14 protein-coding genes are annotated in these 16,374 nt (G+C 73.9%); all 14 read right to left on the bottom strand.

Annotated elements, in window-relative coordinates; translation table 11 throughout:
* Nucleotides 1-22: 22 nt before the first annotated feature.
* Complete coding sequence (locus tag ABD979_RS00295; RefSeq protein ID WP_345505419.1) at nt 23-2,068, bottom strand: primosomal protein N'; 2,046 nt, start codon at nt 2,066-2,068, stop codon at nt 23-25.
* 16 nt (nt 2,069-2,084) lie between these two features.
* Complete coding sequence (gene metK, locus ABD979_RS00290) at nt 2,085-3,308, bottom strand: methionine adenosyltransferase (protein WP_345505418.1); 1,224 nt, start codon at nt 3,306-3,308, stop codon at nt 2,085-2,087.
* Nucleotides 3,309-3,421: 113 nt separating this feature from the next.
* Complete coding sequence (gene coaBC, locus ABD979_RS00285) at nt 3,422-4,681, bottom strand: bifunctional phosphopantothenoylcysteine decarboxylase/phosphopantothenate--cysteine ligase CoaBC (protein ID WP_345505417.1); 1,260 nt, start codon at nt 4,679-4,681, stop codon at nt 3,422-3,424.
* 8 nt (nt 4,682-4,689) lie between these two features.
* Nucleotides 4,690-4,953, bottom strand: coding sequence for a DNA-directed RNA polymerase subunit omega (gene rpoZ, locus ABD979_RS00280; protein ID WP_020143994.1), 264 nt, complete (start codon nt 4,951-4,953; stop codon nt 4,690-4,692).
* 67 nt (nt 4,954-5,020) lie between these two features.
* The gene (gmk, locus tag ABD979_RS00275) at nt 5,021-5,659 is read right to left on the bottom strand and encodes a guanylate kinase (RefSeq protein WP_345505416.1); all 639 of its coding nucleotides are present in this window, start codon (nt 5,657-5,659) and stop codon (nt 5,021-5,023) included.
* A complete protein-coding gene (gene mihF, locus ABD979_RS00270; protein WP_345505415.1) occupies nt 5,659-5,976 on the bottom strand; it encodes an integration host factor, actinobacterial type in 318 nt (105 codons plus the stop codon). The genes gmk and mihF overlap by 1 nt, the downstream gene beginning before the upstream one ends.
* A 122-nt stretch (nt 5,977-6,098) precedes the next feature.
* Entirely contained in the window at nt 6,099-6,905 is an 807-nt protein-coding gene (pyrF, locus tag ABD979_RS00265) for an orotidine-5'-phosphate decarboxylase (RefSeq protein ID WP_425583881.1), read from the bottom strand.
* Nucleotides 6,906-6,949: 44 nt separating this feature from the next.
* Nucleotides 6,950-7,957, bottom strand: coding sequence for a dihydroorotate dehydrogenase (locus ABD979_RS00260; RefSeq protein ID WP_345505413.1), 1,008 nt, complete (start codon nt 7,955-7,957; stop codon nt 6,950-6,952).
* A complete protein-coding gene (locus ABD979_RS00255; protein WP_345505412.1) occupies nt 7,957-8,847 on the bottom strand; it encodes a dihydroorotate dehydrogenase electron transfer subunit in 891 nt (296 codons plus the stop codon). The genes ABD979_RS00260 and ABD979_RS00255 overlap by 1 nt, the downstream gene beginning before the upstream one ends.
* Nucleotides 8,844-12,179 (bottom strand): carbamoyl-phosphate synthase large subunit, encoded by a 3,336-nt coding sequence (gene carB / locus ABD979_RS00250; protein WP_345505411.1) that lies wholly within the window; start codon nt 12,177-12,179, stop codon nt 8,844-8,846. The genes ABD979_RS00255 and carB overlap by 4 nt, the downstream gene beginning before the upstream one ends.
* Nucleotides 12,179-13,390: a glutamine-hydrolyzing carbamoyl-phosphate synthase small subunit gene (carA, locus tag ABD979_RS00245; RefSeq protein ID WP_425583871.1), complete on the bottom strand. Its 1,212-nt coding sequence runs from the start codon at nt 13,388-13,390 to the stop codon at nt 12,179-12,181. The genes carB and carA overlap by 1 nt, the downstream gene beginning before the upstream one ends.
* On the bottom strand, nt 13,387-14,730 hold the full coding sequence (locus ABD979_RS00240; protein ID WP_345505410.1) for a dihydroorotase: 1,344 nt from the start codon (nt 14,728-14,730) through the stop codon (nt 13,387-13,389). The genes carA and ABD979_RS00240 overlap by 4 nt, the downstream gene beginning before the upstream one ends.
* Entirely contained in the window at nt 14,727-15,728 is a 1,002-nt protein-coding gene (locus ABD979_RS00235) for an aspartate carbamoyltransferase catalytic subunit (protein WP_345505409.1), read from the bottom strand. The genes ABD979_RS00240 and ABD979_RS00235 overlap by 4 nt, the downstream gene beginning before the upstream one ends.
* Nucleotides 15,725-16,327 carry a bifunctional pyr operon transcriptional regulator/uracil phosphoribosyltransferase PyrR gene (pyrR, locus tag ABD979_RS00230; RefSeq protein ID WP_345505408.1) on the bottom strand — a complete coding sequence of 201 codons (603 nt, stop codon included), beginning with the start codon at nt 16,325-16,327 and terminating at the stop codon, nt 15,725-15,727. Before pyrR ends, ABD979_RS00235 begins: the two co-directional genes overlap by 4 nt.
* Between the last annotated feature and the right edge of the window lie 47 nt (nt 16,328-16,374).

Raw genomic sequence — 16,374 nt, 5'->3', positions numbered from 1 at the left:
CGGGCCGGTCCGCGACCCGGCCTCAGAAGGTGTCGAGCGGGTCGACGCGCACCGCGACGGCGGCCGGCTCCTTGCGTGCCGACCGGAACGCCTTGAGCGCGATGAGCGCCCGCGTCAGCTCGAGGGTGCCCTCGGGCGGCACGCGGACGAGCACGTGGTGGTCGGCCGGCGCGCGCTCGCCGTCCGGGTCGGGCTGCCCACCGCGCCGCGGCTGCGTGCCGGGCTGCGAGAGCGGCACCGGACCGAGCACCTGGGCGTGGGCGGGCAGGTCGGCCTGCCCGAGCGCCTCCTCGAGGGCACGTCGCCCCCCGGTCAGCTGGGCCACCCGGACCGCCGGGGGCAGCCCGAGCTCGCGGCGCTCGAGCAGCTCACGCTCGGCGAGCCAGGCGGGGTCCCACCGCACGAGCGCCTCGACGGCCGGCAGCGCGACGGCCTCGGGCGCACCGCACAGCACGACCGCCCGGCCCTGGCGCGCCAGCGCGGCCGCTGACATCCACCGGCGCAGCGCCTCGATCGGGGCGTCGAGCACCGGCAGGTCGAGGCTGGCCCAGGCGTCGAGCAGCAGCACGCCCGTGTAGCCGCCCTCCGCCACCGGCTCGGCGCCCGGCGTCGCGATGACGAGCGCCGGCTCACGGCCCACCGTGGCGAGCACCTCCCCGGACCCCGAGGTGTGCACCGGCACGCCGGGCAGGGCGCGGCCGATCTCCTCGGCCGTGCGGCGCGCACCGGTGATCGACGAGCGGAGCCGGCGCGAGCCGCAGTGGCCGCACTCGAAGCCGTGGGCCGACAGGGCGAGGCCGCACCACCGGCACGTCGGGGCCGCGCCGGACGCGCCGAGCGCGACCGGTCCCTGGCAGCGCGTGCACCGCACCGGGGTGCGGCACTCGGCGCAGCTGAGCGAGGGGAGGTAGCCGCGCCGGGGCACCTGGACGAGCACCGGCCCGTCGACGAGGGCGTCCTTGGCCACGCGCCACGCGCGGGAGGGCAGGTGTGCCCGGGCGGCCGGGCCGTCGCGCTCCTCGTCGACGCCCTCGCCGGCGATCGTGACCCGGGGCGCGGCCGCGCGCAGGGTCGGCCCGTCTGCCTCGACGGGCACGAGGGCGCCGGACTCGACACCGACCTGCACGCGCAGGCTGCGGGCGAAGCCGCCGGCGAGCAGGGCCGCGCCGGTCGCCTCGGCGCGCAGTCCGAGCACGACGCCGACGTGGTGGTAGGGGGCCCGCGGCTCGGCGAGCAGGTCGTCGCCGTCGTCCCACCACGCGACGAGCCCGAGGTCGCGCACCGGGGCGAAGGCCGCGGCGCGGGTGCCGATGACGACGTCGACGTGGCCGCGCAGCACCTTGAGCCACGCCGTGTAGCGCGCCTGCGGGCCCTGGTCGGCCGTGAGCCGCACGTGGCGCCCCTTGCCGAGCAGGCCGGTCAGGGCGGCGTCGAGGCGGTCGACGTCGCGGTGGTCGGGCACGACGACGAGCGCGCCGCGTCCTGCGGCCTGGGCGGTGGCGACGGCCACGGCGATGGCCTCGGGCCAGTCGGCGTCGGGCGCGCGCCCCGGCAGCGCCGCCCACGCGGCGGCCGGGCCCTCACCCGCCGTGACGCGGCGCAGCCACGCCGGACCGGCCGGGTAGGCCGCCCAGGGCCCGGGGTCGGGCGTCGTGACCTCCTCGCGGGGTGGGGCCTCGGAGGCGAGGTTGCGCTCGGCCGTCGCGTGGCGCTTCGGCACGGCGAGGCGCAGCACGTCGCTCAGCGTGCCGGCATACCGGTCGGCGACGGCGCGGCAGAGCGCGAGCACCTCGGCGGTCAGCACCGGTTCGGGGCTGACCACGCGGCGCAGCGGGGTCAGCCGGCCGTCGTGCTCGGGCGCCTCGCGCCGCTCGACGACGAAGCCGTCGAGCTCGCGCCCGGAGAACCGCACCCGCACCCGGGCGCCCGGAACGGCGTCGTCGGCCAGCTCGCCCGGAACCGCGTACTCGAAGACGCGGTCGAGGTGCGCGAGCGGGGTCTCCACGACGACGGCAGCGACCGGCCGCCCGGCCGGTCGCTGCGTCGTCGTCGTGCTCTGCTCGCCCACGGGGGCGAATCTAGCCTCAGCCGGAGACGGCCGAGCGCAGGGCCTCCACGCGGTCGGTGCGCTCCCACGTGAACGGGTGCTCGACGCCCTCGGCGCTCGTGCGGCCGAAGTGGCCGTAGGCGGCCGTCGGGCGGTAGATCGGGCGGAGCAGGTCGAGGGCGTCGACGATCGCGGCCGGGCGCAGGTCGAAGACGTCGCCGATGGCCTGCTGGATCTTGTCGACGGGCACGGTCTCGGTGCCGAAGGTCTCGACGTAGAGGCCGACGGGCTGCGCCTTGCCGATGGCGTAGGCGATCTGGACCTCGCAGCGACGGGCCAGCCCGGCCGCCACGATGTTCTTGGCCACCCAGCGCATCGCGTAGGCGCCGGAGCGGTCGACCTTGCTCGGGTCCTTGCCGGAGAAGGCGCCGCCGCCGTGGCGGGCCATGCCGCCGTAGGTGTCGACGATGATCTTGCGGCCGGTGAGGCCGGCGTCGCCCATCGGGCCGCCGATCTCGAAGCGGCCGGTGGGGTTGATGAGCGCGCGGTAGCCGCTGATGTCGAGGTCGGTGCCGCTCTCGCGCAGCTCCGCGAGCACGGGGTCGATGACGTGCTGGCGGATGTCGGGCTCGAGCATGCCCTCGAGCGAGACGTCGGGCGCGTGCTGGGTCGAGAGCACGACGGTGTCGAGCGCGACGGCGCGGTCGCCCTCGTAGGAGATCGTGACCTGCGTCTTGCCGTCGGGGCGCAGGTAGGCCAGCTGCTCGTTCTTGCGCACCTGCGTCAGACGCTCGGAGAGGCGGTGCGCGAGGTGGATCGGCAGCGGCATGAGCTCGGCCGTGTCGTCGCACGCGTAGCCGAACATCAGGCCCTGGTCGCCGGCGCCCTGCTTGTCGAGCAGGTCGTCGACGTCGCCCGAACGGTGCTCGTGGGCGGTGTCGACGCCCTGGGCGATGTCGGGCGACTGGGCGCCGATCGAGATCGAGACGCCACAGGTGCGCCCGTCGAAGCCCTTCTGGGAGCCGTCGTAGCCGACCTCGAGGATCGTCTCGCGCACGATGCGCGGGATCTCCACGTATGCCGTCGTCGACACCTCGCCCGCGACGTGGACGAGACCGGTCGTGACCATCGTCTCGACGGCGACGCGCGCCTGCGGGTCCTCCGCGAGGAGGGCGTCGAGGATGGAGTCGCTGATCTGGTCGCAGATCTTGTCCGGGTGTCCCTCGGTGACGGACTCGGACGTGAACAGGCGTGCGGACACGTGCTCTCCCTAGCTTCGGTGCGGGGTGGGTGCGTGGTGGCTGGGTGTGGTTCGGTGGCCGGGCGCCGGTGGATGGCTCGGCGGCGGGTCACGTCGCTGCGCGAGTCTAGTGCTCAGCCCAGCAGCGGCGAGAGGGTGTCCCAGAGCACGTCGGCGACGGCGTCCTTCGACGTCGGGCCCACGGTCGTGACCTCGTCGGTACCGCGGCGCAGCAGGTGCACCGTCGTGTCGTCCTTGCCGAAGGTGAGGTCGGTGCCCACCTCGTTGACGACCTGCAGGTCGCTGCCCTTGCGGGCGAACTTGGCCCGGGCGTGCTCCATCACGGTGCCGTCGGCGTCGCCCGTCTCGGCCGCGAAGCTGACGATGTAGGGGCCGCTCGACCCGCGCGCCACACGGGCGGCCACGAGGCCGCGCACGATGTCGGGGTTCTCGACGAGCTCGACCCGGAGGCCGGCGCCGGGGTCGGCGGACTTCTTGATCTTGCTGCCGCTCACGGCGGCGGGCCGGAAGTCCGCGGGGGCGGCGGCCATGACGACGACGTCGGCCCCCTCGGCGGCCTCCTCGACGGCCCGCTGCAGCTCGAGGGTCGTGCCGACCGGCACGACGTCGACGCCGGCGGGCAGCGGAACGGAGACGTTCGCGGCGACGAGGGTCACGTGCGCGCCGCGCGCGACGGCCGCCCGGGCGATCGCCACGCCCTGCTTGCCCGAGGACCGGTTGCCGAGGTAGCGCACGGGGTCGAGCGGCTCGCGCGTGCCACCGGCGGAGACGACGACGCGGCGCCCCTCGAGGTCGCGCCGCGGATGCCCCGCCGCCGCGGGGCCGTCGACGGCCGCTGCGGCGCCGGCACCCGCGACGATCTCGAGGCACGCGGCATACAACTCGTCGGGCTCGGGGAGGCGGCCGGCGCCGGTGTCCTTGCCGGTCAGGCGGCCGACGGCCGGCTCCACGACGTGGGCACCGCGCGAGCGCAACGTCGCGACGTTGGCGCGGGTGGCCGCGTGCTCCCACATCTCGGTGTGCATGGCGGGCGCGAAGACGACCGGGCACCGGGCGGTGAGCAGGGTCGTCGTCAGCAGGTCGTCGGCGAGGCCGGCCGCGGCCTTGGCGAGCAGGTCGGCCGTGGCCGGCGCGACGACGACGAGGTCGGCCGCCTGGCCGATGCGCACGTGCGGCACCTCGTGCACCGACGTCCAGACGTCGGTGCTGACGGGCTGGCCCGAGAGGGCCGACCACGTCGGCGCGCCCACGAACTGCAGGGCGGCCGCTGTGGGCACGACGCGGACCTCGTGCCCGCCCTCGGTGAAGAGGCGCAGGAGCGACGCGGCCTTGTAGGCGGCGATGCCCCCACCGACACCGAGGACGACCCGCATCGCGTCGCTCAGGCCTCGGTGGGCGTCGAGGTGAGCAGGCCCTCGTTGATCTCGCGCAGGGCGATCGACAGCGGCTTCTCGTGGACCTCGGTCTCGACGAGCGGGCCGACGTAGTCGAGCAGGCCCTCCTGCAGCTGGGAGTAGTAGGCGTTGATCTGGCGCGCGCGCTTGGCGGAGTAGATGACGAGCGCGTACTTCGAGTCGGCGGCGGTCAGGAGGTCGTCGATCGGCGGGTTGGTGATGCCGATGGGAGCAGCCTGGGTACCGGACACAGTGATCTCGTTTCGTTGGTTTCAGCAGGGTCACGCTCGCGTGCGAGCACGCGAACGGGATCGGGACTCACCGTTCGGCGCGTCCCGATCTCATCAATGATACGAGTTCTTCGCTGGCCCGCCGAACATCGTCGTTGACGACGACCTCGTCGAACTCGCTCTGGGCGGCCAGCTCGGCCCGCGCGGTCGAGAGGCGGCGCTCCCGCTCGGCCTCGTCCTCGGTGCCCCGGCCGACGAGCCGGCGCACCAGCTCGTCCCAGCTCGGGGGCGCGAGGAAGACGAAGAGCGCCTCGGGCCAGGTCTCGCGCACCTGGCGCGCGCCCTGCAGGTCGATCTCGAGCAGGGCGTCGCGGCCCTCGCGGATGACCCGCTCCACCGGGCCGCGCGGCGTGCCGTACTTGGCGGCGCCGTGCACGACGGCGTACTCGAGGAACTCCCCCGCCTCGACGAGCCGGTCGAACTCGGCGTCGTCGACGAAGTGGTAGTGCACGCCGTCGACCTCGCCCGGGCGGGGGCGGCGGGTCGTCATCGACACCGAGAACCACACGCCGGGGAAGTGCGTGCGCACGTAGGCGGCGATGGTGCCCTTGCCGACCGCGGTGGGCCCGGCCAGCACCGTGAGGCGCCCGCGCGGCCGCTCCTGCGCGTCGGGGCCGGTGGGGCCGGTCGGGTCGCTCGGGTCGGTCGGGGTGGTCGCAGCGGCCATCACGGCTTCTCGAAGCGGCGCAGCAGGGCGGCGACCTGGTTGGCCCCGAGGCCGCGCACGCGCCGGGACTCGGCGATGCCGACCTCGTCCATGATCGCCCGGGCCCGCACCCGCCCGACGCCGGGCATCGACTCGAGCAGCTCGGTGACCTTCATCTTGCCGATGACCGGGTCGGCCTTGCCGTCCTCGAGCACCTCGGCGAGCGAGCCGCTCGAGTACTTGAGGCGGTTCTTGACCGCTGCCCGCTCCCGTCGAGCGGCCGCGGCCTTCTCGAGGGCTGCGGCCCGTTGCTCCGGGGTGAGCGGTGGAAGCGCCACGGTGGTCGGTCTCCTCGATGCCTGCGGGAGCGCCGCGCGCCCCCCGTCCTGTTCGGTCATGTGTATCCGCCGAACCTAGCGAGCCGCGCGTCCGCGCCGCAACGCGGGCCCCCCGCCGGTGCTCAGACGGGCAGCGACTCGGCGATGCGCAGCGCCTGCGCGGCGAGCCGGCTCGGCTCCGGGCCGGCCGAGAGCACCTCACGGCTCGAGGCCGCGAGCACCTGCCCCCGGGCCGCGCCGAAGGTGGTCCCGAGCGATGCGACGGTGCCGCCCTGCGTCCCGAAGCCGGGGGCGAGGACGGGCGTGGCGGCTGCGACGAGGTCGAGCCCGAGGTCGGCCACGGCGGTGCCGACCGTGGCGCCGACGACGAGGCCGACGCTGCCGAGCTCGCCCCGCGCGCGGGCCGGGGCGTTGTCGCCCGCCGCCCCGCGCACGATCGAGGCCGCGACCGCCTCCCCGTCGCGGCGCGCGTGCTGCACCTGCGCGCCCTCGGGGTTCGAGGTGAGCGCGAGCACGAAGAGCCCCCTGCCCGTGCGCGTGGCGAGGTCGATGGCGGGCCGCAGCGACTCGTAGCCGAGGTAGGGGCTCAACGTCAGCGCGTCGGGCGGTGCCACGGCGTCGTCGGCGAGGTAGGCGTGGGCGTATGCCGTCATCGTCGACCCGATGTCGCCGCGCTTCGCGTCGAGGATCGTCAGCGTGCCCGCCTCGCGCAACTCGGTGAGCACGCGCTCGAGCACGGCGATGCCGCGGCTGCCGAAGACCTCGAAGAACGCCGACTGCGGCTTGACGGCGGCCACCCGGCCGGCGAACGCCTCGACGCAGGTGAGCGCGAAACGCTCGAGACCCGCGACGTCGTAGGTGAGCCCCCACGACTCGACGAGCGCGCGGTGCGGGTCGATCCCGGCGCAGAGCGCCCCGCGCTCTCGCATCGCCGCCTGCAGGCGCGCGCCGAACGGTGCGCCGGACCCGGCGCTCACGGGCGTCCCCGTCCGTGGGCCGCTCCGACGGCGTCGGTGAACCGGGCGTAGCCCCGCTCGCCGAGCAGCTCGGTCAGCTCGGCGAGCACCCGCACGGGCGCCGACGGGTCGTTGAAGACGGCCGTGCCGACCTGGATCGCGCTCGCGCCCGCCGCGACGAGCTCGAGGGCGTCGCGCCCGGTGCGCACGCCGCCGACGCCGATGATCGGCACGGTGGGGATGCGGCCCTCGAACATGGCCTGGCGCACCTGCCAGACGGCGCGCACCGCCACCGGCCGGATGCCGGGGCCGGAGAGGCCGCCGGTGACGCCGCCGAGGTGCGGCTGCATCCGGTCGGTGTCGATCGACATGCCGAGCAGGGTGTTGATCATCGTGAGGCCGTCGGCGCCGGCCTTGACGCACGCCGCGGCGATCGCGGTGATGTCGGTGACGTCGGGGCTGAGCTTGGCGAAGACGGGGATGTTGCGGGGCAGCTGCTCGCGCACGAGGGCGACGACCTTGGCCGAGGCCATCGGGTCGCAGGCGAAGACGAGGCCGCGGTTGGCGACGTTGGGGCACGAGATGTTCACCTCGACGCCGATGACGGCGTCGAAGGCACGGCTCGCGCGCAGCGTCGCCGCCACGTGCGCGTACTCCGTGCTCGACCCGCCCGCGATGGAGGGCAGCACGCGCGCCCCGACCGAGTGCAGCCACGGCAGGTCGTCGTCGACGAACGCGGCGATGCCGGGCCCCTGCAGGCCGATCGAGTTCAGCATGCCCGAGGGCGTCTCGGCCATGCGGGGCGTGCCCCGGCCCGAGCGCGGGTCGGCCATGACCGACTTCGTGACGAACGCGCCGAGGTCGGCGACGTCGAAGAAGCGGTGCAGCTCGCGGCCGTTGGCTGCGCAGCCCGACGCGGTCATGAGCGGGTTGGGCAGGCGGTGCCCGCCGCCGAGGTCGACGGCCATGTCGACGGTCGCCGTCGGGGCGACCGGGTGCCGTGTCGTGTCGTGCGTCGTCGTCATCAGTGACCTCCCACCTTCGGCGCCCCGACCGCGTCGTCGGGCACCCGGGCCCGCCCGCCGTCGAAGGCGTCCCAGCGCACGCGGTCGCCCCGGAAGACGGGGCCCTCGACGCACGAGCGGACCATCCGCGTGCGCCCGTCGCCGCCGACGACCGGCATGACGCAGGTCATGCAGACGCCGACGCCGCAGGCCATGGCCTCCTCGACGGCGACCTGGGCCACCGCGCCGTGGGCCTCGGCGATGCGGGTGATCGAGCCGAGCATCCCCATCGGCCCGCAGCCGTAGACGACCCCGGCCCCGGTGCGGCCGATGATGCCGGGGAGCACGTCGCTGACCCAGCCCTGCTGTCCCGCGGAGCCGTCGTCGGTCGTCACCGTCACCCCGTCGCAGCTGCGTCGGGCCTCGACGACGCCGAAGAGGCGGTCCTCGCTCGCCGCGCCGAGCACCATCTCGACGTGGCAGCCGCGCTCGCGCAGCTCGCTCGCGAGCCAGAAGAGCGGGGCGCTGCCGTAGCCGCCGCCGACGAGGACGCACGGCACCGCCTCGGTGGGCAGGGGGAACGCCTTGCCGAGCGGCCCGACGACGTCGATCGTGTCGTGCGGCACGCGCTCGACGATCCAGCGCGTGCCGGCGCCCACCGCCGAGACGACGATCTCGACGGTGCCTCCGTAGGTGCCGCTCGGGCTCACCTTGTGGATCGAGAACGACCGGCGCAGCAGCGTGCCCGACGTCTCGCCGCCCACCGCGAGGGCGACGAACTGTCCCGGCCGGGCCAGCTCGGCCACCCCGGGCGCGACGAGCGTCAGGTGCTGGTAGGCGCCCACCCGCTTCGTGGCGATGACCTCGGCGACCTCCTGCGTGACGCGGGCGCGCAGCGGGGCGGGGCTCATGCCTGCACCTCCGCCCCGGCGACCGCCGCGTGCCGACCGTAGAGGTCGAGGGCGCGGGCGTGGTCCTGCAGCGAGGTGACGCGGATCTCCTCGGTCATGTGCGACTCGATCCCGAGCACCGCGGCCGCGAGCGTCGCGATCGTCGTGATGATCGGCTTGTCCGCGCTCGTCGTCGCCGCGCGGATGGCGTAGCCGTCGGCGCGGGCGTCCTGGCCGGAGGGCGTGTTGACGACCATCTGCACGGTGCCGTCGGTGATGAGGTCGACGATCGAGCGCTCGGTGGGGTCGCCCTCGCCGGAGCGCTCGGTGATCTTGCGGACGACCGTCGCCGGGATGCCGTTGCGCTTGAGGACCGCGGCGGTGCCCTTCGTCGCGAGGATCGTGAAGCCGAGGTCGACGAGGCGCTTGACCGGGAAGAGCATGGCGCGCTTGTCGCGGTTGGCCACCGACACGAAGATCGCGCCCGACCGCGGCAGGCCGGAGCCGCTGCCCTGCTGCGCCTTGGAGAACGCGGAGCCGAAGTCGCGGTCGATGCCCATGACCTCTCCGGTCGAGCGCATCTCGGGCCCGAGGAGCGAGTCGACGGCGACGCCCTCCTTGGTGCGGAAGCGCTTGAACGGCAGCACCGCCTCCTTGCACGAGACCGGCGCGTGGTCGGGCAGCGATCCGCCGTCGCCCGTGGGGGGCAGCACGCCCTCCTCGCGCAGCTCCGCGATCGTCGCGCCGAGCATGACGCGGGCGGCGGCGGTCGCGATCGGCACGCCGGTGGCCTTGGCCACGAACGGGACGGTGCGCGAGGCCCGCGGGTTGGCCTCGATGACGTAGAGGATGTCCTGCGCCAGGGCGAACTGGACGTTCATGAGGCCGCGCACGCCGATGCCCTCGGCGAGCTTCCGGGTCGCGACCCGCACCCGCTCGAGCTCGCCGTCGCCCAGCGTCGCGGGCGGCAGCGTGCACGAGCTGTCGCCCGAGTGGATGCCGGCCTCCTCGACGTGCTCCATGATGCCGCCGAGGTACATGTCCTCGCCGTCGAAGAGGGCGTCGACGTCGATCTCGATGGCGTCGTCGAGGAAGCGGTCGACGAGGATCGGGTGGTCGGGAGAGGCCTCCGTGGCCTTCTCGACGTAGGTGACGAGGGAGTCGTCGTCGTAGACGATGACCATGCCCCGTCCGCCGAGCACGTAGGAGGGGCGCACGAGCACCGGGTAGCCGATCTCGCGCGCGATGACGAGCGCCTCGTCGGCGCTGTAGGCCGTGCCGTGCTTCGGGGCGATGAGGCCGGCGCGGGCGAGCACCTGGCCGAAGGCGCCGCGGTCCTCGGCGAGGTGGATGGCGCTCGGCGAGGTGCCGACGATCGGCACGCCCTCGTCCTCGAGGGCCTGCGCGAGCCCGAGCGGCGTCTGGCCGCCGAGCTGCACGATGACGCCGGCGATCGGGCCCGCCTGGCTCTCCGCGTGGATGACCTCGAGCACGTCCTCGAGGGTCAGCGGCTCGAAGTAGAGCCGGCTGCTCGTGTCGTAGTCGGTCGAGACCGTCTCGGGGTTGCAGTTGACCATGACGGTGTCGAACCCCTTGTCGCGCAAGGCGAACGACGCGTGCACGCAGGAGTAGTCGAACTCGACGCCCTGGCCGATGCGGTTCGGCCCCGAGCCGAGGATGATGACGGCCGGTCGCTCGCGCGGCGCGACCTCGGTCTCCTCGTCGTAGGAGCTGTAGTGGTAGGGCGTCGCGGCCGCGAACTCGGCCGCGCAGGTGTCGACGGTCTTGTAGACCGGGCGCACGCCCAGCGCGTGCCGCACACCGCGGACGACCGCCTCGGGCATCCGCCGCAGGGTGGCCAGCTGGGCGTCGCTGAAGCCGTGCCGCTTGACGAGGCGCAGCAGCTCGGGCGTCAGCTGGTCGGCGTCCGCCACCATGGCCGCCACGTCGTTGACGAGCGCGATCTGGTCGAGGAACCACGGGTCGATGCCCGTGGCGTCGTGCACCTCCTCGACGGTGAGGCCGCCACGAAGGGCCTGCTGCACCAGGACGATCCGGCCGTCGGTGGGTGTGCGGGCGGCCTCGAGCGCGCGCTCGGCGGCCGCTCGGGTGATCTCGCCCTCCCAGTGGAAGGTCGCCCCCTTCTTCTCGAGCGAACGCAGCGCCTTCTGCAGCGCCTCGGTGAAGTTGCGCCCGATCGCCATGGCCTCGCCGACCGACTTCATCGTCGTGGTCAGCGTCGGGTCGGCCGCGGGGAACTTCTCGAAGGCGAAGCGGGGCACCTTGACCACGACGTAGTCCAGCGTCGGCTCGAAGCTCGCGGGCGTCTCGCGGGTGATGTCGTTCGGCACCTCGTCGAGGGTGTAGCCGATCGCCATCTTCGCCGCGATCTTGGCGATCGGGAAGCCGGTCGCCTTGGACGCGAGGGCGCTCGATCGCGAGACGCGCGGGTTCATCTCGATGACGATGATCCGACCGTCGGCCGGGTTGACGGCGAACTGGATGTTGCAGCCACCCGTCTCCACGCCGACCTCGCGGATGACGGCGATACCGATGTCGCGCAGCCGCTGGTACTCGCGGTCGGTGAGCGTCAGGGCCGGCGCGACCGTGATCGAGTCGCCGGTGTGCACGCCCATCGGGTCGAGGTTCTCGATGGAGCAGACGACGACGACGTTGTCGGCGTGGTCGCGCATCACCTCGAGCTCGTACTCCTTCCAGCCGAGGATCGACTCCTCGAGGAGCACCTCGGTCGTCGGGGAGTACTGCAGGCCGGCGCCGCCGAGGAGCCGCAGGTCGGCCTCGTCGTAGGCGAAGCCCGAGCCGAGGCCGCCCATCGTGAACGACGGGCGCACGACGACCGGGTAGCCGAGCTCGTCCGCGGCGGTGAGCAGCTCGTCCATGGAGTGGCAGATGACGGACTTCGCCGACTCCGCGCCGCACCGCTCGACGACGCCCTTGAACTTCTCGCGGTCCTCGCCGAGCTGGATGGCGTCGACGCTGGCGCCGATGAGGGGGCAGCCGTACTTCTCGAGGACCCCGTTGTCGTGCAGGGAGATCGCGCAGTTGAGGGCGGTCTGGCCACCGAGCGTCGCGAGGACGGCGTCGGGGCGCTCCTTGGCGATGATGGCCTCGACGACCTCGGGGGTGATCGGCTCGACGTAGGTCGCGTCGGCGAACTCCGGGTCGGTCATGATCGTCGCCGGGTTGCTGTTGACGAGGATGACGCGGATGCCCTCCTCGCGCAGCACGCGGCAGGCCTGCGTGCCGGAGTAGTCGAACTCGCAGGCCTGGCCGATGACGATCGGGCCGGAGCCGATGACGAGGACGCTCTTGATGTCGTCGCGCTTGGGCATCAGGCGCTGACCTCCGTGGTCTGGTGGGCGGTCTGTCGGTCGGTCATGAGCTCCACGAAGCGGTCGAAGAGGTAGGCGGCGTCGTGCGGGCCGGCCGCCGCCTCGGGGTGGTACTGCACGGAGTAGGCGGGCACGTCGAGGCACTCCAGCCCCTCGACGACGTCGTCGTTGAGGCACACGTGCGAGACGCGCACCCGGCCGTATGCCGTGTCGCTGTCCGTGTCGAGCGGGGCGTCCACCGCGAAGCCGTGGTTGTGCGCCGTCACCTCGACCTTGCCCGTCGTGCGGTCCATGACGGGCTGGTTGATGCCGCGGTGGCCGTACTTCAGCTTGTAGGTGCCGAAGCCGAGCGCCCGGCCGAGGAGCTGGTTGCCGAAGCAGATGCCGAAGAACGGGATCTTCCGGTCGAGCACCTCGCGGAGCAGGGCCACCTCGTGCTCGGCCGACGCCGGGTCGCCGGGACCGTTCGAGAAGAAGACGCCGTCCGGTCCGGACTCCCCCACGGCGAGCAGGTCCTCGATCGTCGCGGTGGCCGGCAGCACGTGCACCTCGATGCCGCGCTGCGCCAGGAGCGTTGGCGTCATCGCCTTGATGCCGAGGTCGACGGCGGCGACGGTGAAGCGCCTCTCGCCCACGGCGCGGACGGCATACGGCTCGGCGGTCGTCACCTCGGCCGCGAGGGCCGCGCCCGCCATCTGCGGGCTCGTGCGCACCGCGTCGAGCAGCTCGGCCTCGGAGCGGTCGGCCGCGTCGCCGCTGAAGATGCCGGCGCGCATCGCGCCGCGCTCGCGCAGGTGGCGGGTCAGGGCGCGCGTGTCGATGTCGCAGATGCCGACGACGCCCTGGTCGGCGAGCTCGTCCTCGAGCTCGCGCGTGGCGCGCCAGTTCGACGAGCGGATCGCGGGGTCGCGCACGACGTAGCCGGCGGCCCAGATGCGCGCGCTCTCGTCGTCCTCGGCGTTGACGCCGGTGTTGCCGACGTGGGGCGCGGTCATGACGATGACCTGCCGGTGGTAGCTCGGGTCGGTCAGCGTCTCCTGGTAGCCGGTCATGCCGGTGGAGAAGACCGCCTCCCCCACCGTCTGCCCGACGGCGCCGTAGGAGGCGCCACGGAAGGTGCGGCCGTCCTCGAGGACGAGGGTGGCCGCGCCGCGCGCGCGGGTGGGGCGGCCGTCCCGGCTCGGGACGGTCAGCGGTGTCTGGGTGGTCACAGGTCTGCTCCCGTGGTCGCGTTCGTCAGTTCTCGGTGGGTGGTGCCGGTGTCCGCCGCGCTGCGGACGTCGTGGGTGACGCGGCCCGCGTGGACCGTCGCCTGGACGGCGCCGCGGAGGGTGCGTCCGTGCCACGGGTTGTTGCGCGAGCGGCTGAGGCTCGCGGCGGCGTCGACGATGACCTCGCGGTCGGGGTCGACGAGGGTGATGTGGGCCGGGCTGCCGACGGCGAGATCCCTTCCCTGGTGGGCGAGTCCGCCGATGCGCGCCGGCGCGCTCGACATGACGCGCGCGACGTCGGCCCAGTCGAGCAGGCCCGGTCGCACCATGACGTCGCTGACGACCGAGAGGGCCGTCTCGAGCCCGAGCATGCCGAAGGCCGCGTCGACGAAGGCGTGCTCCTTGTCGTGCCGCGCGTGCGGCGCGTGGTCGGTGGCGACCGCGTCGATGGTGCCGTCGGCGAGCCCCGCCCGCAGCGCCTCGACGTCCTCCGTCGGGCGCAGCGGCGGGTTCACCTTGAACACGGGGTCGTAGCCGACGAGCAGGTCGGTCGTCAGGGCGAGGTGGTGCGGGGTGACCTCCGCGGTGACGTCGATGCCCTGCGCCTTGGCCCAGCGGACCACCTCGACGGTGCCCGCCGTGGAGACGTGCGCGACGTGCACGCGCGAGCCGGTGTGGCGGGCCAGCATGACGTCGCGGGCCACGACCGACTCCTCGGCGATGCCGGGCCAGCCGGGCAGGCCGAGCCGGCCCGACACCTCGCCCTCGTGGCAGCAGGCCTCGCGGCCCGCGAGCCGCGGGTCCTGGGCGTGCTGGCTGACGACCCCGCCGAACGGCTTGACGTACTCCAGCGCCCGCCGCATGATCCGCGCGTCGTGCACGCAGTGGCCGTCGTCGCTGAAGACCCGCACCCGGGCGCGCGATCGGGCCATCAGGCCGAGCTCGGCGAGCTCGGCGCCCTCGAGGCCCTTCGTCACGGCGCCGACGGGCACCACTTCGGTGAGCCCGCACGCGCGGCCGAGGTCGAGGATGCGCTCGGCCGCCTCGGCGGTGTCGGTGACCGGGCTCGTGTTGGCCATCGCGAAGACGGCCGTGAAGCCGCCGGCGGCGGCCGCGGCCGAGCCGGTGGCGATGGTCTCGGCGTCCTCGCGGCCGGGCTCGCGCAGGTGCACGTGCAGGTCGACGAGGCCGGGCAGGGCGACGAGGCCGTCGGCGTCGAGCACCTGGGCGTCACGGGGCGCACCGACGCTGCCGACCTCGGTGATGACGCCGTCCTCGACGAGCAGGTCGGCCGCGGCCGCGCCGAGGAGGCGGGCGCCGCGGATCACGAGGCGGGTCATCGGGAGGCTCCTTCGGCGACGGCGACGGGGACGGTGGGCGCCGGCGAGTCCTCGCCGGCGAGCAGGTGGTAGAGCACGGCCATCCGCACGGCCACGCCGGCGGAGACCTGGTCGAGCACGACCGACTGCGGCGAGTCGGCCGCCTCCGGCGCGATCTCGAGGCCCCGGTTCATCGGGCCCGGGTGCAGCACGAGCACGTCGCGGTTGCGCGCGACGAGCGTCTCGAGGCGGTCGCGGGTCAGGCCGTAGCCCACGGTGTACTCCCGCGGCGTCGGGAAGAAGCCGCCGCTCATCCGCTCGCGCTGGACGCGGAGCATCATGACCGCGTCGACGGGGCCGTGCTCGCCCTCGCCGGCGAGCACCGGGTCGAGGTGCCAGCTCGTGGCGAAGCCGTCGGCGGCGCTCCACGCGGCGATCCCGCTCGGCATGAGGGTGGGCGGCGCGACGACGGTGACCCGGGCGCCGAGCGTCTTGAGGGTGATGACGTTGCTGCGGAACACCCGCGAGTGGGTGAGGTCGCCGACGATGACGACGTGCTTGCCGTCGAGGTCACCGAGGCGCGTGCGCAGGGTGTAGGCGTCGAGCAGGGCCTGCGTCGGGTGCTCGTGGGTGCCGTCCCCCGCGTTGATGACGCTGCAGCGCACCCACTGGGCCACCTGGTGGCAGGCGCCGGAGGCGTTGTGGCGGATGACGAGGGCGTCGACGGCCATGGCGTCGACGGTCATCGCGGTGTCGCGCAGGCTCTCGCCCTTGCTCGTCGACGACCCCTTGGCCGAGAGGTTGATCGTGTCGGCCGACATCCACTTGCCCGCGATCTCGAAGGAGCTGCGGGTGCGCGTCGAGTCCTCGAAGAAGAAGTTGATGACGGTGCGCCCCCGGAGGGTCGGCACCTTCTTGACCTCGCGGCGCTGCAGGTCGTGCATCGACGCGGCCGTCTCGAGGATGTCCTCGACCTCGGTGCGCGTGAGGTCGGCGGAGGAGATGAGGTGCTTGGTCATCGGGTCTCCCCCCCGCTGATCCGCACGACGTCGAGACCGTCCACCTCGGCGACCCGCACGTGCACGCGCTCGTCGCGCGACGTCGGCAGGTTCTTGCCGACATGGTCGGCCCGGATCGGCAGCTCGCGGTGGCCGCGGTCGACGAGGACCGCGAGGCGCACGGCGCGCGGCCGGCCGAGCTCGGAGAGCGCGTCGAGGGCGGCGCGGATGGTGCGGCCGGAGTAGAGCACGTCGTCCACGAGCACGACGACCTTGTCGTCGATGCCGCCGTCGGGGATGCGCGACCGGTGGGCGGTGCGCACCGGGTTGCGGCGCAGGTCGTCGCGGTGGAGCGTGATGTCGAGCTCGCCGACGGGCACTGCCGTGCCCTCGACGTCCTCGATGCCGGCGGCGAGGCGCCGCGCGAGCGGGACGCCACGGGAGGGGATGCCGAGCAGCACGAGCCCCTCGCTCCCCTTGTTGCGCTCGAGGATCTCGTGACCGATGCGCCGCAGCGCCCGGGAGACGTCCCCCGCGGTCATGACGTCACGCGCGTCGTCGGGGATGCTCGGGCGGTCGCTCGAGGACTGGGCAGATGCACTCAGGTCTGGGCAGGCCATGGCTGCCGGACCTCCTTCCCCGCCTCACAGGACGGTGGTTAAAGGAT

It is taken from the genome of Terrabacter aeriphilus, from assembly GCF_039542985.1.
Lineage (GTDB): Bacteria > Actinomycetota > Actinomycetes > Actinomycetales > Dermatophilaceae > Terrabacter > Terrabacter aeriphilus.
This window is presented reverse-complemented; position numbering and strand designations above follow the sequence as displayed.

Bases quoted from the DNA above. Each gene is read 5' to 3' on its own strand.
- coaBC (WP_345505417.1), bottom strand. From the start codon at position 4,681: ATGCGGGTCGTCCTCGGTGTCGGTGGGGGCATCGCCGCCTACAAGGCC.
- gmk (WP_345505416.1), bottom strand. From the start codon at position 5,659: ATGGCCGCTGCGACCACCCCGACCGACCCGAGCGACCCGACCGGCCCC.
- pyrF (WP_425583881.1), bottom strand. From the start codon at position 6,905: ATGCGAGAGCGCGGGGCGCTCTGCGCCGGGATCGACCCGCACCGCGCG.
- ABD979_RS00260 (WP_345505413.1), bottom strand. From the start codon at position 7,957: ATGACGACGACGCACGACACGACACGGCACCCGGTCGCCCCGACGGCG.
- ABD979_RS00255 (WP_345505412.1), bottom strand. From the start codon at position 8,847: ATGAGCCCCGCCCCGCTGCGCGCCCGCGTCACGCAGGAGGTCGCCGAG.
- carB (WP_345505411.1), bottom strand. From the start codon at position 12,179: ATGCCCAAGCGCGACGACATCAAGAGCGTCCTCGTCATCGGCTCCGGC.
- ABD979_RS00240 (WP_345505410.1), bottom strand. From the start codon at position 14,730: ATGACCCGCCTCGTGATCCGCGGCGCCCGCCTCCTCGGCGCGGCCGCG.
- ABD979_RS00235 (WP_345505409.1), bottom strand. From the start codon at position 15,728: ATGACCAAGCACCTCATCTCCTCCGCCGACCTCACGCGCACCGAGGTC.
- pyrR (WP_345505408.1), bottom strand. From the start codon at position 16,327: ATGGCCTGCCCAGACCTGAGTGCATCTGCCCAGTCCTCGAGCGACCGC.